This is a genomic window from Paenibacillus xylanexedens (genome assembly GCF_017874615.1).
GTDB classification, from domain to species: Bacteria; Bacillota; Bacilli; order Paenibacillales; family Paenibacillaceae; genus Paenibacillus; species Paenibacillus xylanexedens.
The window spans coordinates 14,096-33,567 of sequence record NZ_JAGIKV010000003.1 but is presented as its reverse complement, the minus strand read 5'-3'; the positions used below and the strand labels follow the sequence as shown (position 1 = coordinate 33,567).

At 42.3% G+C, this 19,472-nt stretch carries 22 protein-coding genes; 3 read left to right on the top strand and 19 right to left on the bottom strand.

What is annotated here, in order from left to right; all coding sequences use genetic code 11:
• Window positions 1–25: 25 nt before the first annotated feature.
• The 19 genes from J2Z28_RS31090 to J2Z28_RS04555 all read right to left on the bottom strand — a co-directional run bounded on the left by J2Z28_RS31090 (window position 26) and on the right by J2Z28_RS04555 (window position 14,842).
• A complete protein-coding gene (locus J2Z28_RS31090; RefSeq protein ID WP_244988123.1) occupies window positions 26–388 on the bottom strand; it encodes a hypothetical protein in 363 nt (120 codons plus the stop codon).
• A 268-nt stretch (window positions 389–656) separates the two neighbouring features.
• Complete coding sequence (locus tag J2Z28_RS04635) at window positions 657–1,190, bottom strand: GNAT family N-acetyltransferase (RefSeq protein ID WP_211081393.1); 534 nt, start codon at window positions 1,188–1,190, stop codon at window positions 657–659.
• 360 nt (window positions 1,191–1,550) lie between these two features.
• On the bottom strand, window positions 1,551–2,018 hold the full coding sequence (locus J2Z28_RS04630; protein WP_211081392.1) for an NUDIX domain-containing protein: 468 nt from the start codon (window positions 2,016–2,018) through the stop codon (window positions 1,551–1,553).
• Window positions 2,019–2,173: 155 nt separating this feature from the next.
• Window positions 2,174–2,632 carry a GNAT family N-acetyltransferase gene (locus J2Z28_RS04625; protein ID WP_211081391.1) on the bottom strand — a complete coding sequence of 153 codons (459 nt, stop codon included), beginning with the start codon at window positions 2,630–2,632 and terminating at the stop codon, window positions 2,174–2,176.
• Window positions 2,629–3,198, bottom strand: a complete 570-nt coding sequence (locus J2Z28_RS04620; RefSeq protein WP_211081390.1) for a P-loop NTPase family protein — start codon at window positions 3,196–3,198, stop codon at window positions 2,629–2,631. The genes J2Z28_RS04625 and J2Z28_RS04620 overlap by 4 nt, the downstream gene beginning before the upstream one ends.
• Window positions 3,195–3,737 carry a GNAT family N-acetyltransferase gene (locus J2Z28_RS04615; RefSeq protein ID WP_211081389.1) on the bottom strand — a complete coding sequence of 181 codons (543 nt, stop codon included), beginning with the start codon at window positions 3,735–3,737 and terminating at the stop codon, window positions 3,195–3,197. The genes J2Z28_RS04620 and J2Z28_RS04615 overlap by 4 nt, the downstream gene beginning before the upstream one ends.
• 2 nt (window positions 3,738–3,739) lie before the next feature.
• On the bottom strand, window positions 3,740–4,237 hold the full coding sequence (locus J2Z28_RS04610; RefSeq protein WP_211081388.1) for a GNAT family N-acetyltransferase: 498 nt from the start codon (window positions 4,235–4,237) through the stop codon (window positions 3,740–3,742).
• A gap of 23 nt (window positions 4,238–4,260) precedes the next feature.
• Window positions 4,261–4,617: an NIPSNAP family protein gene (locus tag J2Z28_RS04605; protein WP_211081594.1), complete on the bottom strand. Its 357-nt coding sequence runs from the start codon at window positions 4,615–4,617 to the stop codon at window positions 4,261–4,263.
• Between the two features lie 702 nt (window positions 4,618–5,319).
• Window positions 5,320–5,787, bottom strand: coding sequence for a DUF2691 family protein (locus tag J2Z28_RS04600; RefSeq protein ID WP_211081387.1), 468 nt, complete (start codon window positions 5,785–5,787; stop codon window positions 5,320–5,322).
• Window positions 5,788–5,835: 48 nt separating this feature from the next.
• Window positions 5,836–6,366: a P-loop nucleotide/nucleoside kinase family protein gene (locus J2Z28_RS04595; RefSeq protein WP_211081386.1), complete on the bottom strand. Its 531-nt coding sequence runs from the start codon at window positions 6,364–6,366 to the stop codon at window positions 5,836–5,838.
• A gap of 12 nt (window positions 6,367–6,378) precedes the next feature.
• Entirely contained in the window at window positions 6,379–6,864 is a 486-nt protein-coding gene (locus tag J2Z28_RS04590; RefSeq protein WP_340984832.1) for a GNAT family N-acetyltransferase, read from the bottom strand.
• Complete coding sequence (locus tag J2Z28_RS31750) at window positions 6,854–7,006, bottom strand: DUF952 domain-containing protein (RefSeq protein WP_405159383.1); 153 nt, start codon at window positions 7,004–7,006, stop codon at window positions 6,854–6,856. The genes J2Z28_RS04590 and J2Z28_RS31750 overlap by 11 nt, the downstream gene beginning before the upstream one ends.
• 95 nt (window positions 7,007–7,101) lie before the next feature.
• A complete protein-coding gene (locus tag J2Z28_RS04585) occupies window positions 7,102–7,632 on the bottom strand; it encodes an AAA family ATPase (RefSeq protein WP_211081384.1) in 531 nt (176 codons plus the stop codon).
• Window positions 7,633–7,823: 191 nt separating this feature from the next.
• Window positions 7,824–8,888, bottom strand: a complete 1,065-nt coding sequence (locus tag J2Z28_RS04580; RefSeq protein ID WP_211081383.1) for a polysaccharide deacetylase family protein — start codon at window positions 8,886–8,888, stop codon at window positions 7,824–7,826.
• Between the two features lie 224 nt (window positions 8,889–9,112).
• Entirely contained in the window at window positions 9,113–10,165 is a 1,053-nt protein-coding gene (locus J2Z28_RS04575; protein ID WP_211081382.1) for an ABC transporter substrate-binding protein, read from the bottom strand.
• A 45-nt stretch (window positions 10,166–10,210) separates the two neighbouring features.
• Window positions 10,211–11,185 carry a galactofuranose ABC transporter, permease protein YjfF gene (gene yjfF, locus J2Z28_RS04570; RefSeq protein ID WP_017689006.1) on the bottom strand — a complete coding sequence of 325 codons (975 nt, stop codon included), beginning with the start codon at window positions 11,183–11,185 and terminating at the stop codon, window positions 10,211–10,213.
• Complete coding sequence (locus tag J2Z28_RS04565; RefSeq protein ID WP_083657362.1) at window positions 11,175–12,218, bottom strand: ABC transporter permease; 1,044 nt, start codon at window positions 12,216–12,218, stop codon at window positions 11,175–11,177. The genes yjfF and J2Z28_RS04565 overlap by 11 nt, the downstream gene beginning before the upstream one ends.
• 4 nt (window positions 12,219–12,222) lie before the next feature.
• Window positions 12,223–13,734 carry a sugar ABC transporter ATP-binding protein gene (locus tag J2Z28_RS04560; protein ID WP_101313454.1) on the bottom strand — a complete coding sequence of 504 codons (1,512 nt, stop codon included), beginning with the start codon at window positions 13,732–13,734 and terminating at the stop codon, window positions 12,223–12,225.
• 85 nt (window positions 13,735–13,819) lie between these two features.
• On the bottom strand, window positions 13,820–14,842 hold the full coding sequence (locus J2Z28_RS04555) for an ABC transporter substrate-binding protein (protein WP_017689009.1): 1,023 nt from the start codon (window positions 14,840–14,842) through the stop codon (window positions 13,820–13,822).
• Between the two features lie 243 nt (window positions 14,843–15,085).
• On the opposite strand from J2Z28_RS04555, the gene J2Z28_RS04550 reads away from it, so the two are divergent.
• Genes J2Z28_RS04550 through J2Z28_RS04540 form a run of 3 tightly spaced genes read left to right on the top strand, consistent with a single transcriptional unit; the run spans window position 15,086 to window position 19,450 of the window.
• Window positions 15,086–16,897: a cache domain-containing sensor histidine kinase gene (locus tag J2Z28_RS04550; RefSeq protein WP_211081381.1), complete on the top strand. Its 1,812-nt coding sequence runs from the start codon at window positions 15,086–15,088 to the stop codon at window positions 16,895–16,897.
• A 5-nt stretch (window positions 16,898–16,902) separates the two neighbouring features.
• Entirely contained in the window at window positions 16,903–18,492 is a 1,590-nt protein-coding gene (locus tag J2Z28_RS04545) for a response regulator (protein WP_342357476.1), read from the top strand.
• A complete protein-coding gene (locus tag J2Z28_RS04540) occupies window positions 18,485–19,450 on the top strand; it encodes a sugar ABC transporter substrate-binding protein (RefSeq protein ID WP_017689012.1) in 966 nt (321 codons plus the stop codon). The genes J2Z28_RS04545 and J2Z28_RS04540 overlap by 8 nt, the downstream gene beginning before the upstream one ends.
• Window positions 19,451–19,472 lie beyond the last annotated feature (22 nt).

Below are 19,472 nucleotides of genomic sequence, written 5' to 3'. Positions count from 1 at the left end.
ATTTGTAATTCTACCAACGGTTCCTTTATCGTAACGGATACAACAATTCAACGGGTTCTATCATCAGCTCTTCTTGGAAGATGTAATTGTGATCGGCTCCAACGATACAGAGGATTCGTTTTCCTGGATGAGCTTCAATTGTATTTTTGACTCTTTGAATCATAATCTGATTACGGACCACCCAGCGAAAGTTCTGTGCCTTCGCGTTTACCTGATGCAACCATTCATATTTTTGTCTGGTTACACGATCGAACTCCTTTGAATTAAAAGGAATCTCGCCAAACTGATACGTCTCCATTTGCTCTGCAAACCAATGATCATCCCGTTGTTCAAGTTCTTTGCGTTCCACGTCCGAATAACCGTTGAATGGATCAAAAGCATTCCACACATCCAATTCAACCAGTCAATAGGGACAAATGGGATGTTATGCTCCTCGCATAAAGGGAAGACCAATTCCCAATACTCACTGGCTGGTTCTCCCCAGTATCCTCTATCATGTTTGCCCTTTAGATACCTCAACCAACTCTGCGGATGAACTTCACCACAAATGAGATCTGGTTTAAACTCAGTAATCACATTCTTGTAAAGGGAAAGAGAACAATGATATCGCTCTCTGAGTTCTGGATTATGAATGGTTCCGAGTATCCCAACCGTTGTCATGTGCCCAGCTCCTTTATCATGTGTATATCTTTCGGCTCTTTGTCATAGAGTTCTTGATCAATCTCACTTGCAATCTGACTGCCCTGACTTCTATAAAAGGATACCGCTGATTTCGTCTCTGTGGAGGAGATATACAGATACTGTGCACCACGTTTCTTAGCCTCTTCACCTAACTCGTTTAGAATACGTTTTCCAACGCCTTGTCTTCTGTACCCGCGTGAGACATACATCAAGTCAACTTGTAATTGATTTCGTTCTTTTCCTCTATATTGATGTGCCAGTACTCCAAATCCGATTAATTGATCGCCAGCAAACGCGCCATATGCCATGCCACCTTGTTCTAATTCGTACACATATCGATTTTGAATCTCTTTCAAAAGCATCTCATCCCAGTTTGAGCATTCATGATTTTGTTCAAGTTCAACCAATCGGTTCTCTCTCATTTCATAAATGAGATCAATATGTTCCGAGCGATCTATTTCCTGCAGCTGATTCACATCATCAAGGGTCAACGTTCTATACGTTATCATGATTGTTGCATCTCTCCTTCCCCATGTTATTTCTAAGATCCTATGGCTTTATTGATCGAAGTCTGTATTTATCAAAGACCCTTTTATCGTACAAAATAGTGTATTCCTTGTTCTCTTCAATTAGTTTTGACATATCCATTGGAACGGCTATTGTTCTTTCAAGATTATTAAAATTAATTACAGTCATTTCATTTTCATTAATCTTTTGAACAGTAACTGCTTCAAAAATTGAAGTTCGAAAGGAATTCCATAACAAAATTAAAATCAATAAAAGTAATAGTGACCTGATGAGTCCCTTATTCTTATTCACTAGTTCTTTTCATCTCCTTTAGTTTCAAAACAGAGTTCCTCCAACTAAAACTAGCTTATTTTAATTTCAGGTAACTCATTCAAATGATTTATTTCGATAGTGTATTTCTTAAGCTTATGGTTCTCAAGTCCATCCCATCTGTCTGAGAAACGATAAAACATATCTCCGAAGTTCATCCCTTCAGGTAATACATCCACAAGCTTTATTTCATCGATTTCAGACTCCGGTAAGCTCTCCAGCAATTTAACCTCAGCATAAGAAACCATACCAAAGCTCCCATTCCATTCATATACACCATAAGGTATTAATTCGAAGTGTACTGCCCCTGTCTCTTCATAGAGTTCTCGACTTGCCGTGTGTAAAAGTGTTTCCCCTATTTCTTTGTTGCCTCCTGGGATCTCCCAACCTCCTCTTTTCCTATTTTTTATAATGATGAATTTATTATTGTATTTAGCGATCATAACTGCAAATTTGATTAACTCTGGATCAAGTTCATCTAGATCAAACCAGTGGCTCATGTTATCTCTCCCATAAACAACTATTTTTTCAATATATAATTGTTAAACCATTGAAGTGGTAACAAGCTATCATCGGATATAATCGTTGTGAATACCGCAACCAATCCTTGCTTTTGGTTAACAAAGATATATTGCCCTCTGAGATATTGAGTCTATCATTTTATTTCCAACCTGTAGATCACTTCATCATCTGAATTGGTTCTGTTCTCACTAATGAAGGACATGCTCTTATACAAATTTTGTGCTATTTCGTTATCACGTTCAACCGTTAATGAAATAACCTTGCACAACGGATGCTGTTTTGTAATGTAATCTAGAATGGCTCTTATAGCGCTCTTTCCCATTCCTTTGCCTTGATAGGATTGATCGATTTGAAAACCACCAATCCAGTAATTATCTGTACTATCTGGCGTATAACTCAGATAAAAGAAACCAAATATCTTACCATCAATCTCAAGTACGTAAGGATCAAATGCTTCATCCCACGGTTTTATATAGGCGTAAGCGATCCCCTCAATAACAGATGGAACTAATGAGACTTGGTGTTCATACAAAGAGATCTTCAGCGCCTCTTCCCAATTCTCTCGGGTGACTGGTTGTATTCTTATATTCACCACTGCATCTCCTCTTTCGACAATCCTTGTTTGATTCTAAAGTTCTTTTCAATTTCACTTACAACCACTTCCAAATGATGTTCAATCAACTGTATCGCTTGTTTTTTATTCTTCGTGATTGTTGCAGTCTTATGGTTTTTGTTAATTGTACATATAACTTCTTCTGTATTATATTGATGGTTCCATTTCACAATCATCTTGCATAAGTTCTTGAATGACTGCTTGTAATTCCACGGTTGCAAACCCATTCTGGACAATACAAACCTTTTTATAATCCGATAATCTCTAATGAAAACATTTGGAGCTAATACAAAAATCAAATCCGCTTCCTGGATGGACTTAATGGTCCAATCTTTGCACTGCACTCCTTCTATAATCCAAGCCTCTGAACTGATAATAGATTGGATCGAATCATCCCTAACACTTTCAGGATATCTCAGATTTTCGGCGCTTCTGTCCCATATGAGATTGTCTAATTCATAGGAAGGTATACCGTATTTATCCGACAATTCTTTGGCTAATGTTGATTTCCCACTACCGCAAGATCCAATAATTCGTATTCTCATACATATTCTTTCTTCAAAAATGCATAGATGACATTATCAACAAATCGATTTTTCCAATAATAATGTTCTTTCAATATGCCTTCTTCACTGAAACCAATTTTCTCAAGCAACTTTCTTGATCCCGCGTTCTCTGGCTCTACAAATGCTTCAATTCTGTTTAATTCAAGGTTCTTGAATCCATATTCAACGATTTTCTGAGTTACCTCGGTCATGTAACCCTGCCGCCAGAACTCTGGTGCTAACTCATATCCCAACACAGCTTTATGATGTTGTTTCATCCAACCATGAAATCCGCATGTTCCAATAATTCTGTTATCCGATTTCAAAGCAATTCCCCAGCGAATAACCTGACCATTTTCGAATCGTTCTTTCCACCTTTGTATAAGTTCTTCTGCTTGTTTTATAGTTGTGAAACTTTCTACATCGTAGAATCTTGTAACTTCATCTGACGAAAAATATTGAAATATATCCTGGGAATCACTCTGTTTAATCTCTCTTAACAGCAGTCCTTTGGTTTCAAGTTCAGGAAAAGGAGTCATGTTCACTTCACCTCAATCGAGTATACTGCTACATTTTTCCCAATTATATCTACGTCCTTCTCGTGTTTCATGCCATTCTTTTGCGCGACTTTCATAGAACCCACATTGCCATGTTGAATTAAAGATATTAATCTTTTCTGTTTCAAGTGATCCATGCCATATTCTTTCCACGCTTTTGCTTGTTCATAACCATAACCCATTCCCCAGTATTGCTCTACAACCCAGTAACCAACTTCAAGCTCATCATTGCCTTCAATGATTTGAGGAATCAGTCCAGAGGTTCCAATTAACTTGTTATCCTCTTTATTAAATGCGAGGAACAGCCCTTTATCATCTTTATTCCAGTTGATGAACTTTTCCAGGCTTTGCATGGTTTCTTCCTTGGTCCAGGGTCCTCCATGTCTTATAAATTTCATCATATTTGGCTCATGAGTCATCTCAAAAAGTAAATCAAAATCATTTTTGGTATATTTCCGAAATATAAGTCGTTCTGTCTGCATCTTTCTCTCAACTCCTTATTCATTTATTTCAAAATCGTTTGATCGCGATCTACTGTCGATGTGAAAAACACTTGCCTTATCTCGTCACGAAATACTTCTTCATACCGATGTCTTCCAATCTGATCAAAACGGGCTTGAACTCGCTTTACGTGTTCTGTATCTGATTTTATCTTTTTCTCAATATCTTCGTATTGTTCAAAGGTATCGTATTCCCACATCGCAAAAATTTCGCTAGTTTCATCATCGATTGGTGTGTGCCATCTCCCAATAAGTCTTGATCCGTATTTCAACTGGGATGGCAGCAAAATATCATTAAATAGAGCATTAAACTCTTCTACAAAAGAAGTCGCAATAATATAAGTTTTTCTCCTATATATCATCATGTGTACCTCCTTATGTGTAATAAAAGCAGAACACCTATCTCGTCACAATTCCCGATGTAATTTTCATGTTCGGAGAATAGGTTAACCAAGTTGATAATATATACTAAATTTTCAATCTTCCATACACGTTGAACCAAAAACAAAAATTCAAGATAATCATCGTTATAGTAAAGCCACCGCATATTTCTCAGATATTCAATTTGGTCATCCCAATAGTAATCAGACAAGGCAATTCCCCAGCTTCATAAAGATGTAATCGTATTCATAAACATTCAAATATCATGGGGAAACGGACTAGAGTGTGTCTTCAAACTCAGGCAAGTAAACGATGTTGGGTGCCAGCTTACTGTCCGAAAATTGCTGAAGTTCAGGGTGACTGATGCTGGCGCATGGCCAGGCGATTTTCTAAGGAACACAGGACATCTTATTCGGCCCTCACGTCCTCTTTTAAAATTGTAAGGAACATGAGACATCTTAATTCCCACAATCATCTGACAAAAACGCTACAAAAGGCTATTTTTTCTGGTATAGCGTGTCTCAGATTCCTTAGATTTCGGAGGGCGTTTCAAATTCCCGAATAAGACGTGTCAGGTTCGTTAGCGTTAACACCTAACACTAAACTCAACGCTATGTTAACGCATATCAACGAAAGCATGGGATAGTCTATCAAACCTTAGCAGTTAATCCCATGCTCCTTTATCACCAGACCGATAGTTTTGTCCTAGCATCATTCTCATCTGTTAAATATTCGAGAGATTCAAATCCCTGTCTATTTATATGATTATACAATTCCTCGACTTTCTCTAAATCTTTACAATAAACCGTGACGTAGGTACTATCGATCACAAGAAGAACCATCTGACAGTCACTCAACATATAATCTTCATAGGTGATAATATCTGTTATTTGTGTGCCTTTTGGAAATGCTTTTAAATCCGCAAATATTAAATAATACTCGTTGTTATCAATAAGCTTCTGTAATTCTTCTCCATTCATACCCATAATCATATCTGGAAAAAGACTATCCCCTAACGTATCATCAACAACGAAATAGGACTCCTCCTCACCAATAAACCAATCGAAATTAGATACTTCCATTGGTTTTAAAATCTCCCCAAGAAAGCGACCATAGGCGTTTGGTATTTCAAAACGTATTCCTCTGTTCATCTGTTCACCCTCTTATCATTTTCAATTCGAAGCATAATAACAGTACAGTTATTTCAATCGATACTTCTCATCATTTATAATTCCACTTACTATTTCAGATAATTGTTCTTCTGTAAAATGATTAGTATACAGCTTGTTATCTACTCTCAGATCCGGATGATTTTCAAACTCATCCAGCAGAATTATACTTCTTTCTTTCATTTGATATTCTTCTGCTCTTAGACGGTCTCTACGAATAATGGTTTGACGATCAACCATGAGTACAACATAGATTATGCGAACATGATAGTCTGCCAATTCTGTCATTAATCCATCAATGTCTTCCGGAAGGGCCACATAGTCCAGAACAACATCGTATTTATAATCCAATAAGTTTTTCACTAGACTAGATATATTTTTCCAAGTTAGGTCGTTTGTATCCTTATCAAGCCAGGGTTTACCTCGCCCTTTGACCGGAAAGTGACTAACCGCATCTCCAGAAATGTAAGCACTTTTATCTAAAGTCTGAACCAGCAGCTTGGAAGTTGTAGATTTCCCTACTCCAGGGGGTCCAGATATAATATATAGGTTTCTACTCATTTCGTATTCTCCTTACAATATCTTTTGGAAACTTCCAATATCCAGTTTTCTATCGAATTTATATCCAATCTCTTTAAACAGAGCACATTGTTCATAACCATTTCTCTCAAATAATGATTTACTTCTTGTATTCTCCATGCAAATCGTCGCAATTAAGGTATGGAATCCTTGTTCTTTTGCAATCTTCTCAATAAAACGTAGTGCTTGTTTCCCCAAGCCTTTTCCCAAAATATCGGGCTTCAAATATATGGTGACTTCACCGCAAATGTCATATGCCTGTTTACTCTTATATTGGGTGATCAGAACATAACCCATCATTTGATTGTTTTCAAGAATTACATAAGTTTTATACCGCGTATCCTTGTTCATCACAGAGGATTTAATCTGATCAATATCTAATTCCTCCGTATGAAACGAAATCGTTGTATTCATTACATAATAGTTATAAATCTCTCTAATTTCAGGGAGGTGCTGTTCGGTTACCTCTTCAAAAGTCACTGTCGTCAATTAGGTTCCATCCTCTTCTGTTCATGTCTTCATCATATGTATGAAATACCGCGTCTAGATTTAATTCACCGTAAATATGAGGATATTCCCTGCCTTCATTATACAGATCTTCCCATATAGCTTCTGACTTTATTTTAGAATTCCATTAATCAACGCGGCTTCCCACTCTTTTCTTAAGAGTACATGTACAATCATCATCCTAAAATATTCCTTAATAAAAAATGATAATTATTTGGATAGGACCTTCCTCAATATGAGTTCTATGATTTCACTAGTCTCCAGATGATCGGTAATAATGCGAGTTTGAAATTGTTCATCTTTGAAAGCTTCAACACACTTTGGTGCTTGTTGATACTGCCAGCCTCCATATTCATCTCCACGTTTAGCCAAACGATGATAAATCGTCTCTTCTGTAGCCGTAAGGCAAAAATGATGAATGTCCTGATCGATCTCTTTCAACCCGTTATAGATGTAATTAAAGTTTTCCTCTTTATAGATGGTCATGGGGATAATTAAGTGTCTGTTGTATCTCTGCTTTACTTCTTTAGCCGTCTTTACGGTTAGCATTTTCCATAAATCGATATCTTGAAAATCATCCGTACGTTCCCTTTCCTCTCTACAATTCTCCGGAAGAAGTTTTCTGAGCATATAACCTATTTCTTCAGGATCGTAAATCATGCTGTTTGCAATTAAGGGCTGAAGTGCTTCTGCTGCAGAAGTTTTTCCCGAACCAAACGCTCCATTAATCATGATGATCATTTGATGATTTCACTCCCATTCAATGAAATTTTTCAATAGAAACCAGATTCTTCACATACAATTTCATCCATTATAAATGTTTTCCTTCCACTTTTGTGTTACAAAATAGCAAAAAACATAATGAAACCCCATTGGGTCAACCCAACGGGATTTCATCATAATGCATTATTTTTCAATCAACCTTGAGCTTGTTAATGTATTTCCAAGTAATCGATGTATATATCCCATGTCCCGTCATCGGCTGTTACAACCAATTCAATGACCTGATTTCCCGTCCCATGACTGATATTATTCAGGGTATAAACCGCTGGAGCGCTTCCGCCAAAGTAAAAGGTTCCCTTCGTCTGTCCGCCAATCTTCAAATCAACTCTAGCCATATTGGCATTGTTTGAAGCTCCACGAAGCGAGAAATTATGAGTGCTCGTTGCAAAATTCTGAGTGTATTTAACCAAATCATTGTTGGCATAAAGGACCACACCATTGAAAGGAGAACTGATATTGCCGGTGTATTGTCCACCTTTGGTCATGTTCTCAGCTTCCACTTTTGTTCCGTTATTCGGGGGATTGGTAGTGCTATTATCGGGTGCGACTGCCCGACCGGTAGTTGATGAGATCATACCTGAGCAAAGGCCACGATTCTTCAGATTTTGTGCAATCTGCGGAATGGCCTGAAGTGTCGTCTGGTACTGATCATGCATTAGTATGACGTCACCACTTTTCATCGTGTTCACAGCTGCCACGATCTGGGCTGCGCTAGCACCATTCCAGTCTTGGGAATCTACGTTCCACAGTACTTCCTTCAGACCGTTTTGGCTCACAACGGATTTCAAGGTCGCATTTGTCGCACCATAAGGAGGTCTGAACAGTTTAGGGGAACTTCCGGTAATGGACTGGATCGTCTGCTGTGTCCGAGTAATCTCTGACGACATCTGAGAACTGTTTAATGTGGTCATGTTTGGATGTGTATAGGAATGATTGCCAATCCACATACCAGCTGCTACTTGTGCAGAAACCAGAGATTTATTATTTTGTGCATTTTGTCCAACATTGAACATCGTTGCCCGTAAGCCAGCCTGCTTCAACGCGTTAAGCATGTTTGTTGTATTTCCAGATGGGCCATCATCAAACGTCAGACCTACATAACCATTCGGACAACTTGCATCTGCAGCACGAGCATCAGGCACCCCCGGAATAGAAAACAAGGTACCGAAAAGTGCGAGAGATATTACCACCTTTGCCAGCTTTACTTTGAACATAAAATTACCTCCCTCATAGTTATATTCACAGCATAATACCTTCTACACTCCCTCTCTTTATCGAACTCTCACCCCTCGAAAAAAAAGCGCTTTCAAAAGTATGTAATTCGCTACGTCCTTTCTCATAGAGAAGAGCTTTTAGTTCAAGGTGAGTTCAGTATAAACGATAAGTTTATTTAAAGTAAGTTGAATTTTATCCAAAATGTTCTAATTTTTCACGAATTCTAGAATCGCCTGTTGTACATCTCCCGTCCAGCACTCTCCTTTGTAAAAATATCCTCCGGGGGCACCATGCGCTTCGGGAGTGTACGCCCTGCAATAATTTCTTTTGTAGCCTGCATAAGCTGAGGACCAAGCAGCGGGTTACATTCCACCACAGCGTTGATTTTCCCACTCGCCAGAATTTCAAGTGCTTTGCGGGAGCCGTCCACCGAGACAATGATAATGTCCTCTCCCGGCTTCAGCCCAACTTCTTCTATCGCTTGTATAGCGCCAAAAGCCATTTCATCATTATGGGCAAAAAGAACCTGCGGCCGTTCGTCTTCCGGGACCTGAAGGAATTCTTTCATCACTTGTTTCCCATTGTCCTCCGTAAAATCGGCAGGAGCACTTTGTGAGAAGATGATATCTGCTCTGGTTTCGAAAATGCTTCTAAATCCCTCGCCACGCTGGATAGAGGGTGTAGAACCACTCGTGCCTTGCAGTTCGGCAATCCGTATCAAACCCGGATGATTTCGCATCCGATCCTGAATGTACTTCCCAGCCTTCACACCTTCCTCATAAAAGTCCGATCCAATCGTTGTCACAAAAAGTGAAGTGTCTTTGACATCAACTGACCGGTCTACGATAATCACGGGTATACCTGCATCCCTGGCCTCCTGAAGAATACCATCCCAGCCCGATTCCACGACCGGTGCAATGGCAATGACATCCACCTTTTGCCTGATGAACGACCGAACAGCCTCGAACTGTTTCGTCTGAGACTGTTCTGCATTTTTTATTACAAGGGAGATTCCCGATTCAGCCGCAGCATTGCGAATAGACGTGGAGTTTGCCAGACGCCAGGCACTCTCTCTGCCCAGTTGTGAAAAACCTAAGACAATCGGTTTCGTAGAGGTATCCCTTGCTACCGCTGATTCCATCCATTCCTCAACGGAGGGAAGAGTTTCTAAGTTGTTAGACGAGATGGGAGGAGGAACAGATTCAGACTCAGGGGTTGTGCAGCCGACAAGCAGCAGTAGAATGAACAAACACAACCAGTTCACATGTCTTCTCACTCACGCATCCCCCATCTCATTGTCATATCATTTAATTCGATCAACTTAATGCAGTGATTTCGAGGATACTCGCCGCCCGCTAAGAAGTCGTTGGAACAAAATAAAAACAAACAGCATCAGGCCAATCACAATCTTGGTCCACCATGAGCTGAGCGTACCTTCGAAGCTAATTATAGTTTGGATAGCCCCCTGGATCAATACACCAATAAAGGTTCCCGCCACATATCCTACACCACCTGTTAACAAGGTGCCTCCTATTACAACAGCGGCAATGGTATCGAGTTCAAGACCCATGGCGTGTAATCCATAACCGGATAACATATAGAAGGTAAAGACAACACCGGCAAGCGCGGAACACAAACCGCTGAACGTGTACACCAGGATTTTGGTACGTGCAACCGGCAGTCCCATGAGCAACGCGGATTGCTCGCTTCCGCCGATGGCGTAAACGTTGCGCCCAAACCGGGTGTAATGTGCCAGGTAGATCGCGAGCAGTACAATAACTAGTGCAATAATCACATTAATGGAGACAAAGCTGCCCCCTGGCAGGGAAATTTTCGCCTGCGCAACTTGTGTGTAAAACGGATTCGTAATGGTAATGGTATCGAGACTGATGACATAACACAGCCCCCGCGCCAAAAACATGCCTGCCAGTGTCACGATGAAAGGCTGAATTTTAAAATAGTGGATGATCGCACCCATGACTGTGCCAAACAACGCACCCATGACAAGCACCATAGGTATAACAATCGCAGGCGACCACCCTTGCTTCTCGACCAGACTTGCGCTAATGATGGTCGTCAGCGCAATGACAGAACCTACCGACAGGTCGATTCCTCCCGATACAATCACAAAAGTCATGCCAATCGCCGTGATAATCAGAAAGGCGTTATCAATGAGAAGATTAAGCAGTACCTGAGTGGAGAAGAACCCCGTATAGCGGAAAGAGCCTATGGCAAACATCACGGCCAGCAAACCGAAGGTGACAAAGACCGGGAGATACTTACGATTAAGAAACATGGCGGTTAACCCCCTGTTCGGCTGGAAACTTCCGTTTTTTCCAACGGATCACCATGGAATTGCGGAATGAATCGGATTGAATCAAACAAACGGCCAGTACAACAAAGGCTTTGACAACCAGCGTAACTTCTGGCGGGACTCCAATCATATAGATCGTCGTTGTTAAGGTTTGGATAATGAGTGCTCCAACGACGGTACCCATTAGATAGAAACGACCACCATTGAGCGAAGTACCCCCGATGACTACAGCAAGAATGGCATCAAGTTCATACCACAGACCCGCGTTATTGCCATCCGCACTGGATACATTCGAGCTGAGAATAAGCCCGGCAATGCCGGCACACAGACCACAGAAGACATATACCGTGAGAATAACCGTTTTTGAACGAATACCTGCCAGTTGGCTCGCGTTTGCGTTACTTCCAACCGATTCGATAAACAGTCCCAGTGCCGTTTTTCTCGTCAACAATGAGGCAACTAGCAGCACAGTTAATACGATGAAGATGGAAAAAGGCAATGCTGCAAGCGAACCTGCACCGATATAGGCGTAGTTCGCGTTGGATACAGTAATAATCTGTCCACTCGTAATCAATTGCGCAATCCCACGTCCGGCTACCATCAGGATAAGCGTTGCAATAATGGGCTGGATTCGGGCAACCGAAACCAGCGCCCCGTTCCATATGCCCAAGATCAGTGAGAGACCTATAGATAATCCAAGTGCACCCAACACAAGCCAGAGCGAACTCTGATCCACTCCTCTGCTGATGCTCATACAAGCCACGGCACCGGAGATCGCTACAATAGAGCCCACGGACAAATCAATACCTCCGGTTGCAATCACCAGTGTCATGCCGATCGATACCAGAATTAAGGGCGCTCCAAAATTGAGAATATCAATCAAGCTGCCATACAGATTCCCTTCACGCATGACGAGGGAGAAGAAATCCGGAGAGTACAGCAAATTAAAGATTAAAAGTAAACCAAGCATACATAACGGCCAAAACAAATGATGTTTACGCATCTTGCCCGCCATCTCTTTAACCTCCTGCCATTGCTTTCATGATTTGCTGTTGATGGATCTGATCCCCGCTAAGTTCTTGCACTTTTTTGCGGTCCCGGATTACGGCAATCCGGTGGCTGACACGAATCACTTCTTCCAGCTCGGACGAAATGAACAGCACGGCCATGCCCTGCTTCGACAGAGAGAGCACCAGCTTCTGTATCTCAGTCTTTGCACCGATATCAATTCCACGCGTAGGTTCATCGAGAATCAACAGATCGGGGTTCATCAGCAACCACCGTGCAAGCAACACCTTTTGCTGATTACCGCCGCTCAGATTTTTAATTAAATGCTCCGGGTTTTTCGGATGGATATTTAACAGGTTGATGTACTTTTCGGCGATCTCATCCTGTTTCTTGCGTGAGATGGGTTTGGACCAGCCTCGTGTCGCTTGTAAAGCCAGAATAATGTTCTCCCGAATGGTCAAATCATCGATTATGCCTTCGGTTTTACGGTTCTCGGAGCAAAAAGCAATATTCTGATCAATTGCATGACGCGGAGACTTGACCGTACTTCCTGTATCTACAACGAGCAGCTTGCCTTCATCTGAACGATCTGCACCAAAGAAAAGGCGAGCAATCTCAGTACGACCAGACCCCAATAATCCAGCCAAGCCCACGACTTCTCCTTTGCGAATGTCCAGATCAAATGGCTCAATTGCTCCTTTGCGTCCAAGTGCCTTAGCGGTAATTAACATTTCTCCCGACTCCGCCTGGGCAGCATCCGCTTCCTTCGGAAGCTCCTCAAGCACCTCAAGCTCCTTGCCGATCATCTTGAGCACCAGTTCCATGCGTGGAAGTTCTGCGGCTATGTACTCTCCTTCCAATTCCCCGTTACGGAGCACCGTTAGACGATCCGACATTTCGTATACCTGATCAAGAAAATGAGTAACAAAAAGAATTGCGAGACCTTCACTCTTTAATTTGTGCATAATACGAAACAGTTGCTGAACCTCGTTTTTGTCCAGACTGGATGTGGGTTCATCCAATATGAGCACTTTTGCCGAGATGCTGAGTGCTCTTGCAATTGCAATCAGTTGTTGCATCGCGACCGAGTAGGTCTGTAAAGGAGCCTTAACGTCGATGGACAGATGTAATCTGTCTCGCAGAATGTTCTCCGCATCTTTGTTCATTTGCTTCCAATTGATTTTGCCAAATCGCATCGGCTCCCGCCCGATGAAAATATTCTCAGCGACCGTTAAGTTCGGACAAAGATTGACCTCTTGATAAACGGTACTGATTCCCGCCTTTTGCGCTTCAAGCGGACCGGAGATCGAAAGATGCCGGTTATCCATGGTTACCGTTCCTTCATCAATGGAATAAACGCCAGTCAGAACTTTAATAAGCGTCGACTTCCCCGCTCCATTCTCACCCATCAAGGCATGAATCTCGCCCGGAAACAAGCGAAAGCTGACGCTGGATAGCGCTTTAACCCCGGGAAATTGTTTGGTGATGCCTGTCATTTGCAAAATGGGTGCTTGCTCGGCCATATAACCCTCTCCTTTGTTATGGAAAAAAGTCATTTAGCGACAGCCTGGTCGAAAAATGACTTTTCGGTGTTATACGAATCTGCTTTTAATATTCACGTGTTGGCAATGCTTCTTTGGCTTGCTCCGATGTGAAGGTCGTCTCATCCGTAACGATTCGGGGTTCGATGTCTTTCCCGTCTACTACCGATTGAACCGCTTCCATTAATTGAGGTCCTAACAACGGATTACATTCAACGATAAAGTTGATTTTGCCATCAGCAGCAGCCTGCATCCCATCCTTCACGGCATCCACAGAGATAATGGTAATATCTACGCCTGGTTTCAATCCTGCCGCTTCAATGGCCTGAATTGCACCAAGTGCCATATCGTCATTATGTGCATAGAGAACATCTATTTTTTTATGTGCTTTGAGGAAAGCTTGCATGACTTCTTTGCCTTTGGCACGTGTAAAGTCACCTGATTGTGAAGCAATCACTTTAAGCTTCGAATTGGATGCAATCAATTCCATAAAGCCCTCTTGACGGTCATTCGCTGGTGCGGAACCTGTTGTACCCTGCAACTCAACGATATTGATCTCGTCTTGTGTGTCCTTGTATTGGTCACTAAGCCACTGACCTGCTTTGCGTCCTTCTTCTACAAAGTCGGAGCCAATAAAGGTTTTGTAGAGGGTTTTATCCGGGGAATCCACAGCACGGTCTGTCAAAATCACGGGAATGCCTGCATCCTTCGCTTCCTTCAATACGGTATCCCAACCGGATTCTACAACAGGGGAAAAAGCAATCACCGTTACCTTCTGCTGTATGAAGGATCGCAAAGCTTTAATTTGATTTTCCTGCTTCTGCTGCGCATCGGAGAATTTCAAATCATAACCCGCTTCTTTGGCTGAATCCTGAATCGACTTGGTATTCGCCGAACGCCAGCCACTCTCCGCACCAACCTGTGAAAAACCAAGCGTAATTGTTTTGGCGCTGGCAGGTGTACTGCCATTCCCACTCGTTGAAGTTTCATTATCGGAGCCTGCTCCTCCATTGGTACTGCTACATGCCGTGCTGACCAGCATCACCATAGCCAATGTTATGGCAAGTCCCCACTTTTTTTTGGTTCGCATGTTGTGATCCTCCCTTTTTTCGTTTCACCTTGTGGTGTGACCACATTATAGAACGCTTTCATTCCGAGCTTATATGGAGTCTCATACTTTATTTATGTAATAATTTAGTAATTTCAAAAAATGGAGTTTAAAAAGTGTAATTTCTTTGTTTAATTGTGTAGTATTTAGCGATTCTCTTACATATTAGAAAATCATGTTATACTAATGATACATTTTTGATCCCTTCAGATGGAGTGGAATACGTTGAAACTCATTCAATGGATTGCTTCAAGCCTCAGGCTTAAATTACTCAGCATGTTTATCATCCTCAGTTCAGTACCACTGATCGTGGTTGGATTGATTTCTTACCACAAATCCTATACTGTCGTATCCAATCATAACAAGGCCTCGACACAGCTGGTTGCCGACCAGCTTGCCAGGAACATTGACATCTTGTTTGAGGATACGGAACGGCTGCTCGAACTGGGCAAGAATCCGCAAGTGCTTCAATACCTGTATTCTCAATCGGAGTCCTACCCGGAAGCCAAAGCCATCCTTCAGACATACAATCTTTATCGGGAAACCTACAAGTATGACAAGGTACTTAATATCTCGTTCGTGAATTTCTATGGAAAAGGCATAAGTGAACGAAAAGGCGTGTTCAAGCTGGAACGAAATCCGCTGCGTAACCCGTACTTCAAGTATCTGATACAGTATCCGGATGCCATTCTGCGCATCCCTCATTCTGCAGCCTATGCCGAATATAACAGGCTGGATGGGTTTGCTTACCCTAAACAGAATGCGCTTTCAATTATAACCACGGTCAAAGAGCGAATTACGCATGAGGTCATCGGGTTCATAGTAATTGATTTGAATGATTCGTTCATTGATGATTTTTTGACGAATACCCCTATTAAGGATTCCGGTTTTTTCTATATTAGTGATCAATACGGAAATACACTCTTCAGGCCGGATGCCACCCCGGCATCCATAACCATGATGGATCAGATCCGATCGGTTCCTTTACATCTACAGCACGACAGCTTTATCCTGTCTGCAGGATCCAAGCCCCAGTTTGTTGTATACAGCACCTCAAAACAGACCGGATGGAAAATGATCGGGGTAGCTCCTTATCAGGAAATCATTGCAGAGGCCAATAGCATTCGCCAATTGATCATCATTACGGTTTTGCTAAGTGCTTTCTTTGCGATATCGTTATATTTTTTCCTGAATAATCGACTGATTCTTCCCATCCGGATTCTGATGAACAAGATGCGTAAAGCTGCAAACGGTTACTTGGAAGCCAAAGTCACACCACACGGCTCGGACGAAATTGCTGATCTGGGCAAAAGTTTCAATGTGATGCTGGATAAACTCAAAATGCTAATCGAAAAGAGCATTCGAGAGAATGAACAGGTGAAAATAGCTGAACTACGTACGCTGCAAGCTCAGATCAACCCTCATTTCCTCTATAACACATTGGAATCCATCCTATGGATGGCTGAAGCAGAGAAAAAAGAAAATGTAATCAAACTTGTGCAGGCCCTCTCGAAGTTCTTTCGTTTGAGTCTGAACAAAGGATTCGACTGGGTATCCATTCAAACCGAGCTTGAACATGCGCGGAGTTACTTGGTTATTCAACAGATGAGGTACCACGATATTCTCACCTACGAGATCAGCGTTGATCGTGAGCTTCAGGATTATCCCATTTTGAAAATGACGCTGCAGCCCCTGATTGAAAACGCGCTCTACCATGGGATCAAGAACAAACGCGGTCAAGGGCTGATATCCATCCACGGATATGTAGAGGACAATAGCATCATTCTCACTGTACAGGATAACGGAATTGGCATGTCTGCGGATCGATTGGCACAATTACGTGAAGAGCTGGAGAAGCCGGCCGGTTCCCGTTCACCCCAAGATGACGAGCAGGAAGGCGGATTTGGTCTGCTCAATGTACATCACAGGATTCGACTCTATTTTGGACCAGCTTATGGCGTTGAAATGGAAAGTACGTATATGGAAGGCAGCACATTTATGATTCGTATCCCCAAAAGCAAGGAGGTTAACCGTTGAAAAAAGTGATGATTGTGGATGACGAAATTGGAATTCGGGAGAATATACGGAGCTGCATTGATTGGGAAAAGGAAGGTTTTCACTATTGCGGGGATGCACCCGACGGCGAGCTTGCGTTACCTTTAATTCATGAATGGGCTCCGGATATTCTGATTACGGATATCAAAATGCCATTTATGAACGGATTGGAACTGACCTCCATCGTTCGCACTCAACAACCTGATATCAAAATCATTATCATGAGCGGTCATGATGAATTCAGCTATGCCCAGGAGGCTATCCGACTTGGTGTGACCGAGTACTGTCTAAAGCCCATTAGCGCAGCAGAGCTAATCCAAATGCTTCATAAGGTCAGCAAACAAATGGATGAAGAACATCAACGCATGACAAACCGGACGATCACCAAAGAAAAACTGCTGGCCGATCTGTGCGGAGGACTCATCGGTACAACCGATGCGATTGAATCAGCCAAACAACTCTCACTTCCTCTCTCGGCCAGGTATTATACAATTGTCATTATCGACGTTCGATTAACAGATGATTCCCGGGAGCCGGAATCCCTGATGAAGAAGCTGCTTCCCATACTGGAGGAAACTCGTGATCCCCACGTCGAACTTCTTCCTTATATTCGAAGCCGAACCGAGTTGGTGCTTCTGCTCAAGTATCACTCCGATGACAGCATATCCGTATATCTGGAGCAGCTTCGCGGGCGGGTTCGTATGGAACTTGAGCATACGTTCAAATGTAATATTATTCTGGGCATTGGCAGTCAGCAGGAGCGTCTGCAAGGAATTCATGTCTCGTATCTGGAAGCGGAGGAGGATAAATATATTACCCGGCTCACCCTTCAGAACAGAGCTTCTCTACGTGAAATTAACCTGGATGAGCAAACGAATCTTTTTCTCGACAGGAATTCGTTTCTTGAATTTCTCAAAATCGGCAGCCCCAATCTGCGTGACCATTTTGTTCAGGAGTTTGCCGCTCCATTACAGTCCTTCGACTGGAAGTCCTCATCGTATGGCTTCTATCTGTTGAATGATCTTACGCTGGAGTCGTTTCGGCTCGCGAATCAGTTGTTCCGCATGAGTGACCATTCGGATGAGAACATTACTTCCCTACAACAGACGATTCGGAAGATTACGTGCTGGGAGGATTGCACCCAATATCTGTGTTCCCTGCTTGACCTGTTATGGCAGAGAAGAGCAGCCTGCTCCGGAAAATACAGTGATGTTATTGATCAGGTGAAAGCCTATGTATCCCGTGAATACAATAACGAACAGGTCTCGTTGAAGATGATTTCTGCACACGTCAGAATCAGTCCAAGTCATCTAAGCAAGATTTTCAGTCAGGAAACCGGTCAAACGATAACGGAGTATCTAACCCAGATTCGAATCGGTAAAGCCAAGGAGCTGCTGAAAACAACCAACAACAAAACCTTTGAGATTGCTTACAAAGTCGGTTACAACGATTCTCACTATTTTTCTAATATATTCAAGAAAACAACAGGTTTTACACCAAGAGAATACCGAACTCAAGGGACTGAGGAATCGCAGGCCGGACCATCAGATATGAGAAAAGAGCCAATGTATGAATAAAGCCAAATTTGCACTTTTACTTACACTAATACTGCTGTTCCCGATGATCATTTCATCCGGTTCGGCACATATTCGTCCACAGCAGATGGCTGTAACACTTCCTGCAACTTCACCCGTAGAGAAATCTGCAGCGAGCAAAACTTTTGGTATCATTTATCCAATGACGTATCCAACCTATGAGATGATCACGAAGGATGCAACGGAGTATGCAGGGAAACACAATATCACGTTAATTGTAAATGCCCCTGATGAAGCCAATACCGAACAACAGATCCGTATCATGGAGAATATGATCAAACAGCATGTGGACGGGATAGCTATATCTCCTGTGGATGCTGCTGCACTTACTCCCGTTATTGATGCAGCCCAAGCTGCGGGTATTCCTGTCATTACATTTGAGTCAGATGTCCCAACCAGTCATCGAATCGCTTATGTGGGCGCTGATAACTATCGCACTGGCCAGCAATTCGCGATGACGACTACACGACTCCTGCATAATCAAGGCATGATTCTTGTCGAGAATGGCTTGGAGGAGATGCAAGGTTTGCAGCAGCGGCTTAATGGATTCATTGATTATATCCGCAGTGAAACAGACATCGAAATCTTGGAAGTTCGTTATCATCAAGGGAATGAAGATCAAGCCATGTCCGATATGGAGAACATGATTCAAGCTCACCCTCACTTCAATGCGATTATCGGGCTCGATTTTGTTTCTGTCTCTGCCTCTACCCTGATCTGGAAAGCAAAAGGCCTTAACCGGCATTTAATCGCGTTTGGTGACAGCCCAACCAGCGAAAACGGGTTGCTCAACGGTCAATTGTCTGCCGTTATTTCGCAGAATGAAGAAGTCTGGGGTACCAAAATGATGGAGACCCTGTTACTCGCTAGCGACGGTGTGCCTGTGAAGGAATTTATTGATACGGGGATCATTGAAATAAACCAGGAAGCAATTAATTAAGGGGATGTCCTCCTGTCATTCT